This window comes from Polaromonas aquatica, from assembly GCF_050626995.1.
Classification (GTDB): Bacteria; Pseudomonadota; Gammaproteobacteria; order Burkholderiales; family Burkholderiaceae_C; genus Polaromonas; species Polaromonas aquatica_A.
Map to the genome: position 1 here is coordinate 2,551,078 of NZ_CP192467.1, position 11,792 is coordinate 2,562,869.

Here is an 11,792-nt window from a genome sequence, read left to right on the forward strand (position 1 = left end):
GCGGCGAAAGGCAAAGCCATGTTCCCCCAGCGCCTGGACTCGAGCATTGCTTACGACATCGCCAAGGCGATGATGGATGGCTTTAACCGCCACTACCAGCTCTTTCGCACCGAATCCGCGCGCGCCAAACACCGCTTTGAAACGGCAGACTGGCACGGCCAGCAGCGTGCCCAGCGCGAACGCATAGAGTTTTATGACCTGCGCGTGCGCGAAGCCTCCACCCGGCTGGAGCGGGAGTTCAAGGCCGGCGAGCAGCCCATGGACGTCTGGCAACAGGTCAAGCTCCATTACATCGGCCTCCTCGTCAACCACCACCAGCCCGAGCTGGCTGAAACCTTCTTCAACTCGGTCACCACCAAGATCCTGCACCGCAGCTACTTCCAGAACGACTTCATCTTCGTGCGCCCGGCCGTCAGCACCGAGTACATCGAAAACGACGAGCTGGCATCGCAACCGACCTACCGCGCCTACTACCCCACACGCGACAACATGCGCGATGTACTGCTGCAGCTGGTGCGCGACTTCGACTTGCGCCTGCCGTTCGAGGACCTCGAGCGCGACGCAGGTTATGTGCTGGAAGCCATCAGCGAGCGTTTTGCCGACGTGAAGCTGCGCGCCAACTTCCAGATCCAGGTCCTGACCAGCCTGTTTTTCCGCAACAAGGGCGCTTACGTCGTCGGCAAGATCATCAACGGCTTCAATGAAGTGCCGTTTGCGCTGCCCGTGCTGCACAACAAGGCCGGCAAGCTCGTCATCGATGCGGCCCTGTTTGGGGAAGACGACCTGCTGATCCTCTTCAGCTTCGCGCGTGCCTACTTCATGGTCGACATGGGCATCCCCTCGGCTTACGTGCAGTTTTTGCGCAGCATGATGCCGCACATGCCGCGCGCCGAAATCTACAACGCGCTGGGCCTGGCCAAACAAGGCAAGACGCTGTTCTACCGCGACTTCCTCTACCACTTGCGGCACTCGACTGACAAGTTCCGCATAGCGCCCGGCATCAAGGGCATGGTCATGCTGGTGTTTGACCTTCCCTCGTTTCCCTACGTGTTCAAGGTCATCAAAGACTACTACCCGCCGCAAAAAGACACCACGCGTGAGCAGATCAAGGGCAAGTACCTGCTGGTCAAGCAACACGACCGCGTGGGCCGCATGGCCGACACGCAGGAATACAGCGAAGTGGCTTTCCCGCGTGAGCGTTTTGATGACGAGCTGATCGCCGAGATCGAAAAGTTCGCCCCCAGCCAGCTCGAGATCAGCGACCGCGATGGCGACGGCCAGACCGAAGTCATCATCAAGCACGTCTACATCGAACGGCGCATGATCCCGCTGAACATCTACCTGCAGGAAGCGTTTGACGCCGGCGTGCAGGAGCCCGCCGCCAAGGACCAGATTGAACGCGCCGTCGTCGAATACGGCAACGCCATCAAGGACCTGGTGGCTGCCAACATTTTCCCCGGCGACATGCTCTGGAAGAACTTCGGCATCACCCGCCACGGCAAGGTCGTGTTCTACGACTACGACGAGATCGAATACATCACCGACTGCAACTTCCGCAGGGTGCCCGCCGCCCGCAACGAAGAAGAGGAGATGAGCGGCGAGGTCTGGTATTCCGTCGGACCCAAGGACGTGTTCCCTGAAACCTTTGGTCCCTTCCTTCTTGGCAACGATGCGGTACGCGAAGTCTTCATGAACCACCATGGCGACCTGCTCGACGCGCACTTCTGGCAGAGTCACCAGGCACGCATCCAGGCTGGCCATGTGCATGACGTATTTCCCTATGAACGCGAAAAACGTTTTATCGCGCTGCACAGCCCGGGAGAAGCCGGCGACGAGGTGCTTACGCAATTGCCGCCCGAGCCCGTGCTCACTGGCCTCAGTGGCCTGACTCCCTGAACAAGATTTACCTCCACATCTGAAAGGACCTCTCATGTCGAAATCACTCCAAGACCCCATCGTCATCCTCGGCGCAGCCCGCACCCCCATGGGCGGCTTCCAGGGCGACTTCAGCAGCCTGTCGGCCCACGACCTGGGCGGCGCTGCCATCAAGGCTGCCATCGAGCGTGCCGGCATCGCCCCCGAAAAAGTCGACGAAGTGCTGTTCGGCAACTGCCTCATGGCCGGCCAGGGCCAGGCGCCCGCGCGCCAGGCCGGCTTCAAGGGCGGCTTGCCTTCCAGCGTGGGAGCCGTGACGCTCTCCAAGATGTGCGGCTCCGGCATGGAGGCCACCATGCTCGCGCACGACCAGCTCATCGCCGGCAGCCGTGACGTGATGGTCTCCGGTGGCATGGAAAGCATGACCAACGCGCCCCACCTGCTGCTCAAGGGCCGCAGCGGCGTGCGCATCGGCCACGACCGCATCTATGACCACATGATGCTGGACGGACTGGAAGACGCGTACGAGCCCGGCCGTGCCATGGGCACTTTCGGTGAGCAGTGCGCCGACAAATACAAATTCACCCGCGAAGCGCAAGACGCCTTCGCCACCACCAGCGTCAACCGCGCCAAGGCCGCCACCGAGTCCGGCGCCTTCAAGGCCGAGATCACGCCCGTCACCGTCAAGGGCCGCAGCGGCGACACGGTGATTTCCATCGACGAAGGCCCGGGCAAGGTCAAGCTCGACAAGATCCCCACACTCAAGCCTGCCTTCAAAAAAGACGGCACCATCACGGCCGCGTCCAGCTCGTCCATCAACGACGGTGCTGCCGCCCTGGTGCTGGCGCGTGAGTCGACCGCCAAAGAGCTGGGCGCCAAGCCCATCGCCCGCATCCTCGGCCACGCCACCTTTGCGCAAGACCCCGAGTGGTTCACCACCGCCCCCGTCGGCGCCGTCAACAAGCTGCTCAAGAAAATCGGCTGGAGCGTGAAAGACGTCGACCTGTGGGAAGTCAACGAAGCCTTTGCCGTGGTGCCCATGGCCGCGATGAAGGAACTCGGCATCAGCCACGAGATCGTCAACGTCAACGGCGGCGCCTGTGCGCTGGGCCATCCCATCGGCGCCTCCGGCGCCCGCATCATCGTGACGCTGATCCACGCGCTCAAGGCCCGCGGCCTCAAAAAAGGCGTCGCCACGTTGTGCATCGGCGGCGGTGAAGGCACGGCACTGGCGGTTGAGCTGGTATGAGCGAGGCCGCTCCGGAGCTTTCGGCGGCCGAGCTTGCGCAGCGTATCGACACCTTCTGGCTCGGTTTCCTCCAGGGTGAGGCGGAACTTGTCCAAAAACCGGTGCGTGACCAGGTTGAGGAGATCAACGAAATTCTGGAGGCCTCGCTGGATGGGCTGGCGCTGGAGATGTCCGCAAACGACGGAGACCTCCAGATCGAGCTGATCGCGACGGCCCAAGGCTCCAAGGACCGCTTCCCCCTGCTCATGGATTTCGTGAAGCGGGCGCCTCCCCTGAAGCACTACACCCTCCGCGCTTTTCGCAGCCGCACCGAGGAACCCGATTTCCCGATCCGCATGAATGATTTCGAGCTCGCCACCTCAGAGCTGCTGATCGGCCATTTTGCCGACGAGGGGCAGGTGGGCATTGAGGTCAAGTTCGACCGCGAGCTCCCCAGTGACATGCAGGACCACGCGCGCAACATGGCCTTCATCATGCTTGACCATGTGCTGGGCGAATACGACTTCGCGATCAAGGTCGGGGTGGTGGATTTTGTGGACGAATTTTCCGCAGAGGTGATTCAGGCCACGCCGCTGCATCAGTTCGGCGCCGTGATGGACAGCTTCTGGACCGGCGCGCTGGGGCATACGGGGCTTTTCCCGAATGGCGAAGACAGCTGGTCCACGCTGACGCTTGCCTTTGAAAGCGACGGCGAAGGCAACCACGCGATCGTGTCGGTCAACGACAGCGCCAATGCCGTGGCAGCCAGGCCAGACCTGGGCCATGCGGTCGAACTCAAGCTGCCCGCGCATGACCAGGCCACGCTGGACGCCGCCCGTGACCTCCAGGACCAGATCGCCACCCGGCTTGAGCTCCATCATGCAGGCATCCTGTCGCACACCATGCTGCGCAACGGCGAACGCATGGCCAACTATTACGTTGGCGACTTGCCCGCGGCGCTTGAAATGATCAATGCCAGCGTGCAGTCTGCGCCACTGGCCGATGCCGATCTGCGCAGCGAATTCGATCCGTCATGGTCGAAGTACTTCGAGTTTGCGGGCTGATCCATGAAAGTTCTTGTCCTCGGCGCATCGCGCGGCATAGGTCTCGAATTTGTCAGGCAGTACCTGGCAGACGGTGCGGACGTCATTGCCACCGCACGCGACGACGAAGGCCTGCAGCGCCTTAAGGGCCTGGGCGCCAAGGCCTTGCGGCTGAACGTGGCCGAGCCCGCCAGCATCAGCGGTCTGGCCTGGCTGCTGGACGGCGAAGAGATCGATATCGCCCTGTATGTGGCCGGCGTCTTCCCGCGGGGCGGTGCATTGACACCGCCGACACGCGAGGCCTTTGACCAGGCCATGCATACCAATGTGCTGGGTGCGATGCAGGCCATTCCGCAAGTCGCGCCGATGGTCGAGGCCTCAAGGATGGGAGGCGGTGGCAGGGGCCGCTTTGCTTTCATCAGCAGCGCCTTGTCGCAGATTGCGGGCGCGGACAGCAGCCATGGCTGGGTTTATCGCGCCAGCAAGGCCGCACTCAATATGGCGGTCGCCTCGGCCCAACACGACTACCCCAAGGCCATCATGGTGGCCCTGTCACCCGGCTGGGTGCAAACCGATATGGGCGGCCAGGACGCGCCGCTCACTGTGGAGCAAAGCGTCACGGCCATGCGCGCCACACTGGCGGGGCTCAAGCCCGAACATAAGGGTGCCTTTCTCGACTATGACGGCCGCCTCTTCGGCGCATGGTGAATTCACCCGGCCGGCTCCGTTTTTTCTTTGACACATATCGCAAGGGCACACCATGCTGCTGAACCAGGACCAGGAAATGATTCGCGACGCGGTGCGCGAGTTTGCGAAAGAAGAGCTCTGGCCCCACGCCGCCCGCTGGGACAAGGAGCACTATTTCCCCAAGGAAGCGCATGCCGGCCTGGCCGCGCTGGGCGCTTACGGTATCTGCGTACCTGAAGAGTTCGGCGGCGCAAATCTTGACTACCTCACGCTTGCCCTGGTGCTTGAGGAAATCGCCGCCGGTGACGGTGGCACCAGCACCGCCATCAGTGTCACCAACTGTCCGGTCAACGCTATCCTCATGCGCTACGGCAACGCGCAGCAGAAAAAGCAGTGGCTCACACCGCTGGCTCAGGGCGAGATGCTCGGCGTGTTTTGCCTGACTGAGCCGCACGTCGGCAGTGACGCTTCTTCACTGCGTACCACGGCCGTGAAAGACGGCGATGAATATGTGATCAACGGTGTCAAGCAGTTCATCACCAGCGGCAAGAATGGCCACGCGGCTATCGTGATTGCGGTGACCGACAAGGGCGCCGGCAAAAAAGGCATGAGCGCCTTCATCGTGCCCACCAGCGCACCGGGCTATGTGGTGGCGCGGCTTGAAGACAAGCTGGGCCAGCATTCCAGTGACACCGCGCAAATCAATTTTGACAACTGCCGCATCCCGGCCGAAAACCTGATCGGCAGCGAAGGCGAAGGCTACAAGATCGCCCTGGGCGCGCTTGAAGGCGGGCGCATCGGCATCGCCGCACAAAGCGTCGGCATGGCGCGCAGCGCATTCGAATTTGCGCTCAGCTACGCCAAGGAGCGCCAGAGCTTTGGCACTGCCATCTTTAACCACCAGGCGGTGGGCTTTCGCCTGGCTGATTGCGCCACCAAGATCGAAGCTGCCCGCCAGCTGATCTGGCACGCGGCCAGCCTGCGCGACGCGGGGCTGCCCTGCCTGAAAGAAGCCGCCATGGCCAAGCTCTTTGCCAGCGAAATGGCTGAAGAAGTCTGCAGCGCGGCCATCCAGACGCTGGGCGGCTACGGCTATGTCAGCGACTTCCCGGTAGAACGCATTTACCGGGATGTGCGTGTGTGCCAAATTTATGAAGGCACGTCGGACGTGCAGAAAATCATTATTCAACGCGGACTTTGAGTACACCCCCGTTGAGGCTCACTTTGTGTAGCCTCCTCCCCCCTTGCAGGGGGCGGCGCCTGCGGCCCGGCAAAGCCGGTTCCGCGGCCCCTGCTGGGTTTGCGGGATTTCTCGCACTACGTATGGAGTGCACGCCGTAAACTTGCCGATTCAGTGGCTATCCACAGCAGGAGACAGAGCATGCCCATCACCAAAGGATTCCGCGCATTGGTCGACGAGGCCATGGCGCAGATCAAAACTTATTCCGTCGCAGAGGCCAGATCAAAACTCAACGACCCCAAGGTACAGATCGTTGATATTCGCGATGTGCGCGAGCTGACAGCCGGCACCGTGGTGGGCAGCTTCCACGCACCGCGCGGCATGCTCGAGTTCTGGGTTGACCCAGAGTCTCCGTACCACAAGCCCCTGTTTGCCGATGAAGGTAAAGAGTTCATCCTCTTTTGCGGGGCAGGCTGGCGCAGCGCCCTGGCCACCAAAACCCTGCAGGACATGGGCATGCGCAACGTGGCGCACATTGACGGTGGTTATGCCGAATGGGTGAAGCAGGGCGCACCCACTGAAACGCTGGAAGAGCGCAAGGCCCGCGTCAACAACTGCGGCTGATGCCCCAGTTGCTGTCGTCCCAGCCGTGCCCCTGCGGGCGCACAGGCCCGGCTCAAAAGCCACTGCTGTTCACCAACTGCTGCGGCCGTTACCTTGACCATTTCGACGCTGTGCCCGCGCCGGACGCCGAGTCGCTCATGCGCTCGCGCTACACCGCCTTTGTGGCCGGGCATGCCGACTACCTGCTCGCCACCTGGCACACCACCCAGCGGCCCGCGTCCATCGAGTTTGACCCCGGCGTGAGATGGCTGGGCCTTGAAGTGCGCAGCCATCGCCAGCTCGATGCCACCCACGCTGAGGTCGAATTCGTCGCGCGCCAGAAAAGCTCCGGTGGCCCGGCCGTGCGCCTGCATGAGCGCAGCCGTTTCGTGCGTGAAGAAGGGCGTTGGTACTATGTGGACGGCGACATCCAATAAGGGGAGGGCAGATGTTCAATCAGACCGTGCGAGGCATGTATTGCCTGCGCTGCAGCAGCCGAAAGGTGGTGCGCGGCAATTTCGAAGCGGAACGGTTCTATCCCTTGCGTGGCTTGCTGCGATCCCTTGCCGGCAAGCCGGTGCTTTTGCAAAATCAGCATTCACATGCCTGCATCGACTGCGGCCTGGCCTGGAACGAGGTCGACGCCGTCGAATTGCGAAAAAACCTTCGCGCCTATGGCCTGGCGCCGCACAGCACCGGTGTGATAGAGGCCGTGAACGAAACGGGTGTTGATGTCCGTTTATGAGCGCCTGGTAAGACTGCAGAGGTCTTGCTGGGCCTGCGCTTTAATTCTGGTGATTTTGCTGCTGGGCGCATGGGTTGTCATCATCGAACCACGCTGGGTCGCGCACCGTGAAATCAGCGTGGAGGTTCGTCACTGGAAAGGCCCGGCTGGCCTCAAGGTGGCTGTTGCGTCGGATTGGCACTTCACCAAACGCGCGCTGTGGCGCGTGATGACGGTCGAGCGTGCCCGCGCCATCGTCCGCGAGATCAACGCCGCCCAGCCCGACGTCATCCTCATCCCCGGTGACCTGATCGCCGAACACAACTACAAGCCCGACTTTGCCGCCACGCCTGAAGACGAAATTGCCGAAGTGCTGGGCGAGCTCAAGGCGCCGCTCGGCGTCTATGTGGCGCTGGGCAACCACGACTGGTGGCATGACGGCCCCGCTTTTACGGCAGCGCTGGAGCGGCGCGCCATCAAAGTGCTTGAGAACGACGCCCAGCTGCTCAAAGGCACGCAGGTCTGGGTCGTCGGTATCGGCGACGACATGACCGGGCATTCCGACCCCCGGGCCGCCGTTAAAAAACTGCCGCCGGGCGCGCACTCGCTGGTGTTTCTGCATGATCCCGCCAGTCTGAAGGAACTACCCCCCGTGCGCGGCCTTGCCGTAGCTGGCCACACCCATGGCGGCCAGGTCTACCTGCCTTTTGTCGGCGCCCTGGTCGTGCCCGGCGACGCGCCGCGTGACTGGGCCTATGGCTGGGTGGAGCACGGCGACAATCGCATGTATGTCACCAGCGGGCTCGGCGTCAGCATTTTGCCGGTGCGATTTAACATGAGGCCTGAGTGGGTGATGTTCACCCTCGATGCGCCGGCGGTCAACCCGGCGCGGCCCCCATAAACAGGAAGCAGACAGATGAAGTTCGATGCGGTGTTATTTGACTGTGATGGCGTGCTGGTCGACAGCGAACCGATTACCAACGGCGTGTTGCGCGACATGCTCGAAGAGCTCGGCTGGAAGCTCGGCTCGGCCGAATGCATGGCCATGTTTGTCGGCAAGGCCGTCAAGGACGAAGCCGCCAACATCGAGGCCCACACCGGCAAGCCCGTGACGGAAGAGTGGATGCTGGAGTTTCGTGCCCGCCGCAACGAAGCCCTGGTCGAGTCGCTGCTGGCCGTGCATGGCGCGGTCGAGGCCGTCAGCCAGATCCACACGCTGTACCAGGGCCGCATTGCCTGCGCGTCCGGCGCAGACCGCTTCAAGGTCGAGCTGCAGCTGGAAAAGTGCGGGCTGATGCCCTTCTTCGAAGGCAAGGTTTTCAGTGGGCATGAGCTGCCGCGCTCCAAGCCCTTCCCGGATGTGTACCTGGCCGCCGCCGCGGCGCTGGGAGTTGACCCCAAGCGCTGCGCCGTGATTGAAGACACCATCACCGGTGTCACCGCCGGCGTGGCGGCTGGCTGCACGGTGTTCGGTTACAGCCCGCCCGAGCTGGGCCACGACGCACCCCGGGCCCTGCGCGCCGCCGGTGCGGTGCATGTGTTCATCGCCATGGCCGACTTGCCGGCGCTGGTGACCTGACGGCGCGATTTCTTGCCGCGGGCTTTTTTCAGCTGACTTGTCGATTCCGGTCGAATCCATTCGTCGTAGAGGTGTCAGTAACCACTTTTAAAGGAAATCGGTCATGAAATACCTCTGCCTCGCTTACTACAACCCCGCCGAATTCGCCGCCATGGCACCCGCCGACATGCAGGCCCTGGTCAGCCAGTGCCCCGCCAAGGACGCCCAGCTCAAGGCCACCGGGCAGTTGCGCGTGAGTGCTTCGCTGGGCGAGCCTGAAACGACCATCCGCCTGCAGCCGCGCGGAGGCAAGACGCAGAAAATCGACGGCCCGTTCACGGAGGCCAAAGAGCTGGTCGGCGGGTTTTTCATCATCGAGGCTGCCAGCGCCGAAGAAGCCGTGAAAGCCGCCTCGCTGCACCCGGCCGCCACGCTGGGGGAGCAAGCCGGCTGGCGCATCGACATGCACCCCATCGGGTTCTTTGAGCAGTACGACGGCAAGGCCTGAGGCGGTTGGCGCCCAGCGGGTGTCTGGGGCCTTTTGATGCTATTTTCAGCATCAAATAGGCCTCTAGCCCAATAAAAATAGGCGCAAGCAGCTATCGTTTTGATAGCTTGTCCGGGCAACGGAATCAGTCTGAACCGTCCTGAACCGTCCTGAACCGCCCTGGGGCGCGGAAAAGCCCGGGAAAGCGGTGAAACAGGCGTTTTCAAGTATCAAAAGCGTCTGTAGCCCAATAGAAATGTGCGCGAACAGCTATTAAATTGATAGTAATTGGACCGTCGCGCGGGCGACGTCCGACCCCTCAAATCTGCACCCGCGTCCCCAGCTCGATCACGCAGTTGTTCGGCAGCTTGAAGAATCCCGCCACGCTGCCCGCGTTGCGCGACATCAGCGCGAACAGCGCCTCGCGCCAGTGCGCCATGCCCGAGCCGCGTGTGGGCACCACGATCTCGCGGCTCAAGAAGTACGAGGTCTCGAACAGGTTGATGGGCAGGCCCTGGGCCTTGCACAGCTCCAGCGCTTTCGGGATGTCGGGCGTGTTCTTGAAGCCGTAGTTCACCTCCACCCGCCAGAACCCCGGCGCCAGCGGCTGTACCTGCACGCGCTCGGTAAACGGTATCCACGGCACATCGTGGAACACCACCGTCAGGATCAGGTTGCGTTCATGCAGCACCTGGTTGTGTTTGAGGTTGTGCATCAGCGCCTGCGGCACCGTGTCGGGGTTGGCCACTGCATAAACCGCGGTGCGCTGTACGCGGTGCACACGGTTCTCGCTGTCGGCCGACAGGGCCGTCACAAAGGGCAGCAGCTCCGGGTCATCCTGGCGGATGCTGTCCATCAGCAGCTCGCGCCCGCGCCGCCACGTCGCCATCACCGTAAAGATTGCCACGCCCATCACCAGCGGGAACCAGCCGCCCTGCATGAACTTCAGCAGGCACGACACCACCAGCAGCAGGTCAACCGCCACAAAAGTCACCGTGGCCGCAATCGCCAGCGGCAAGGGGTAGCGCCAGCCCTGGCGTATGACAAAGAAGGTCAGCAAGGTCGTGATCAGCATGGTGATCGTCACCGCAATGCCATAAGCCGCCGCCATCGCGGATGAGCTGCCAAAGCCCACCACCGTCAGCAGCACGGCCGCCAGCAGCAGCCAGTTCACGCCCGGCATGTAGATTTGCCCGGCTTCGCGTGCCGAGGTGTGCAGCACGCTCATGCGTGGCAGCAGGCCCAGTTGTATGGCCTGCCGCGTCATCGAATAAGCCCCTGAAATGACGGCCTGCGAGGCAATCACCGTGGCCAGCGTGGCCAGCATCACGGCGGGAATCAGCCAGGCCTCGGCAAACAGGCGATAAAACGGATTCTCCAGCGCGGCCGGGTCGCGCATCAGCAGCGCGCCTTGGCCCATGTAGTTGATGGCCAGTGCCGGCAGCACCAGGCCGCCCCAGGCAAACTGGATGGGCCGTTTGCCGAAGTGGCCCATGTCGGCATACAGCGCTTCAGCGCCGGTAAAGGCCAGCACGATGGCGCCCACGGCCACAAACATGTGCCAGCCCTGTGCGCTTAAAAAGTGGAAGGCGTGCAGTGGGTTCAGCGCGGCCAATATGCCGGGCTGTTGCGCAATCTCCAGCGCGCCGGTAAATGCCAGCACGCTAAACCACAGCACGATGACCGGGCCAAACAGCTTGCCCACCAGGCCCGTGCCAAAACGCTGCACCGCAAACAGCGCCACCAGCACTGCCATGCAGGCCGGCAGCACATAGGGCTTGAGGGCGGGCGTCACCACCTCCAGCCCTTCGACCGCGCTGAGCACCGAGATCGCCGGTGTGATGACGCTGTCGCCATAGAACAGTGCCGCACCCAGCACACCCGTCAGCAGCAGGGCCGTGCGCGCCTTGGGGTTGTGCCCGGCCGCCTTGGCCGCCAGCGCGGTCAGCGCCATGATGCCGCCTTCGCCGTTGTTGTCGGCGCGCAGGATCAGCAGGATGTACTTGAGCGTGACGATCATCATCAAGCCCCAGAAGATCACCGACACAGCGCCGATGAGGTGCGCCTCATCCAGCGGGATGCCCGTGGCCGGGCTGAAGATTTCCTTCATCGTGTAGAGCGGGCTGGTACCAATGTCGCCATACACCACACCCAGAGCGCCCAGCGTCAGCGCCGCCACGCCTTCGCGGTGGCCCTTTTTACCCGTGGTGTGGTTCGTGGCTGCGGCCGTGCCTTCTTGCGCAGGCGCAGCATTCGTCGTCATTCCCATACATTCCATCCAGCAGTGAAGAAGCCTTCACTGTCGGCGGATGCGCATCAGGAACGCATAAGTGATTCAATGATTCAATGATTCCGTTTTCAGATCACCCGTGAACGCGAGGCGAAGCGCAGACGGTACAGAAGTACG

The 11,792-nt window shown here is 62.5% G+C and carries 12 protein-coding genes; 11 read left to right on the top strand and 1 reads right to left on the bottom strand.

Going from position 1 to position 11,792, the window contains the following annotated elements:
• Nucleotides 1-18 precede the first annotated feature (18 nt).
• From aceK to ACQ4MS_RS12205, 11 genes are all read left to right on the top strand, one after another.
• Entirely contained in the window at nucleotides 19-1,896 is a 1,878-nt protein-coding gene (aceK, locus tag ACQ4MS_RS12155; RefSeq protein WP_431094792.1) for a bifunctional isocitrate dehydrogenase kinase/phosphatase, read from the top strand.
• Nucleotides 1,897-1,930: 34 nt separating this feature from the next.
• On the top strand, nucleotides 1,931-3,124 hold the full coding sequence (locus ACQ4MS_RS12160) for an acetyl-CoA C-acyltransferase (RefSeq protein WP_431094794.1): 1,194 nt from the start codon (nucleotides 1,931-1,933) through the stop codon (nucleotides 3,122-3,124).
• Nucleotides 3,121-4,167, top strand: a complete 1,047-nt coding sequence (locus ACQ4MS_RS12165; protein ID WP_431094796.1) for a DUF695 domain-containing protein — start codon at nucleotides 3,121-3,123, stop codon at nucleotides 4,165-4,167. Before ACQ4MS_RS12160 ends, ACQ4MS_RS12165 begins: the two co-directional genes overlap by 4 nt.
• Before the next feature lie 3 nt (nucleotides 4,168-4,170).
• On the top strand, nucleotides 4,171-4,854 hold the full coding sequence (locus tag ACQ4MS_RS12170; RefSeq protein WP_431094798.1) for an SDR family oxidoreductase: 684 nt from the start codon (nucleotides 4,171-4,173) through the stop codon (nucleotides 4,852-4,854).
• A gap of 52 nt (nucleotides 4,855-4,906) precedes the next feature.
• Nucleotides 4,907-6,034, top strand: coding sequence for an acyl-CoA dehydrogenase family protein (locus tag ACQ4MS_RS12175; protein WP_431094800.1), 1,128 nt, complete (start codon nucleotides 4,907-4,909; stop codon nucleotides 6,032-6,034).
• Nucleotides 6,035-6,214: 180 nt separating this feature from the next.
• A complete protein-coding gene (locus ACQ4MS_RS12180; protein WP_431094802.1) occupies nucleotides 6,215-6,637 on the top strand; it encodes a rhodanese-like domain-containing protein in 423 nt (140 codons plus the stop codon).
• Entirely contained in the window at nucleotides 6,637-7,053 is a 417-nt protein-coding gene (locus ACQ4MS_RS12185) for a YchJ family protein (protein WP_431094804.1), read from the top strand. Before ACQ4MS_RS12180 ends, ACQ4MS_RS12185 begins: the two co-directional genes overlap by 1 nt.
• Nucleotides 7,054-7,064: 11 nt before the next feature.
• On the top strand, nucleotides 7,065-7,361 hold the full coding sequence (locus tag ACQ4MS_RS12190) for a hypothetical protein (protein WP_431094806.1): 297 nt from the start codon (nucleotides 7,065-7,067) through the stop codon (nucleotides 7,359-7,361).
• Nucleotides 7,362-7,410: 49 nt separating this feature from the next.
• Nucleotides 7,411-8,241 (top strand): metallophosphoesterase, encoded by an 831-nt coding sequence (locus ACQ4MS_RS12195; RefSeq protein ID WP_431094808.1) that lies wholly within the window; start codon nucleotides 7,411-7,413, stop codon nucleotides 8,239-8,241.
• A 15-nt stretch (nucleotides 8,242-8,256) separates the two neighbouring features.
• Nucleotides 8,257-8,919 carry an HAD family hydrolase gene (locus tag ACQ4MS_RS12200; protein ID WP_431094810.1) on the top strand — a complete coding sequence of 221 codons (663 nt, stop codon included), beginning with the start codon at nucleotides 8,257-8,259 and terminating at the stop codon, nucleotides 8,917-8,919.
• Between the two features lie 103 nt (nucleotides 8,920-9,022).
• Nucleotides 9,023-9,406, top strand: a complete 384-nt coding sequence (locus ACQ4MS_RS12205) for a YciI family protein (RefSeq protein ID WP_431094812.1) — start codon at nucleotides 9,023-9,025, stop codon at nucleotides 9,404-9,406.
• A gap of 298 nt (nucleotides 9,407-9,704) precedes the next feature.
• Here the strand turns inward: ACQ4MS_RS12205 and ACQ4MS_RS12210 are convergent, their stop codons facing one another.
• On the bottom strand, nucleotides 9,705-11,654 hold the full coding sequence (locus ACQ4MS_RS12210; protein ID WP_431094813.1) for a potassium transporter Kup: 1,950 nt from the start codon (nucleotides 11,652-11,654) through the stop codon (nucleotides 9,705-9,707).
• Nucleotides 11,655-11,792 lie beyond the last annotated feature (138 nt).

What these genes read in the sequence shown, in the direction of transcription:
- aceK (WP_431094792.1), top strand. Translation starts at nt 19, where the DNA reads ATGTTCCCCCAGCGCCTGGACTCGAGCATTGCTTACGACATCGCCAAG.
- ACQ4MS_RS12160 (WP_431094794.1), top strand. Translation starts at nt 1,931, where the DNA reads ATGTCGAAATCACTCCAAGACCCCATCGTCATCCTCGGCGCAGCCCGC.
- ACQ4MS_RS12165 (WP_431094796.1), top strand. Translation starts at nt 3,121, where the DNA reads ATGAGCGAGGCCGCTCCGGAGCTTTCGGCGGCCGAGCTTGCGCAGCGT.
- ACQ4MS_RS12170 (WP_431094798.1), top strand. Translation starts at nt 4,171, where the DNA reads ATGAAAGTTCTTGTCCTCGGCGCATCGCGCGGCATAGGTCTCGAATTT.
- ACQ4MS_RS12175 (WP_431094800.1), top strand. Translation starts at nt 4,907, where the DNA reads ATGCTGCTGAACCAGGACCAGGAAATGATTCGCGACGCGGTGCGCGAG.
- ACQ4MS_RS12180 (WP_431094802.1), top strand. Translation starts at nt 6,215, where the DNA reads ATGCCCATCACCAAAGGATTCCGCGCATTGGTCGACGAGGCCATGGCG.
- ACQ4MS_RS12185 (WP_431094804.1), top strand. Translation starts at nt 6,637, where the DNA reads ATGCCCCAGTTGCTGTCGTCCCAGCCGTGCCCCTGCGGGCGCACAGGC.
- ACQ4MS_RS12190 (WP_431094806.1), top strand. Translation starts at nt 7,065, where the DNA reads ATGTTCAATCAGACCGTGCGAGGCATGTATTGCCTGCGCTGCAGCAGC.
- ACQ4MS_RS12200 (WP_431094810.1), top strand. Translation starts at nt 8,257, where the DNA reads ATGAAGTTCGATGCGGTGTTATTTGACTGTGATGGCGTGCTGGTCGAC.
- ACQ4MS_RS12205 (WP_431094812.1), top strand. Translation starts at nt 9,023, where the DNA reads ATGAAATACCTCTGCCTCGCTTACTACAACCCCGCCGAATTCGCCGCC.
- ACQ4MS_RS12210 (WP_431094813.1), bottom strand. Translation starts at nt 11,654, where the DNA reads ATGGGAATGACGACGAATGCTGCGCCTGCGCAAGAAGGCACGGCCGCA.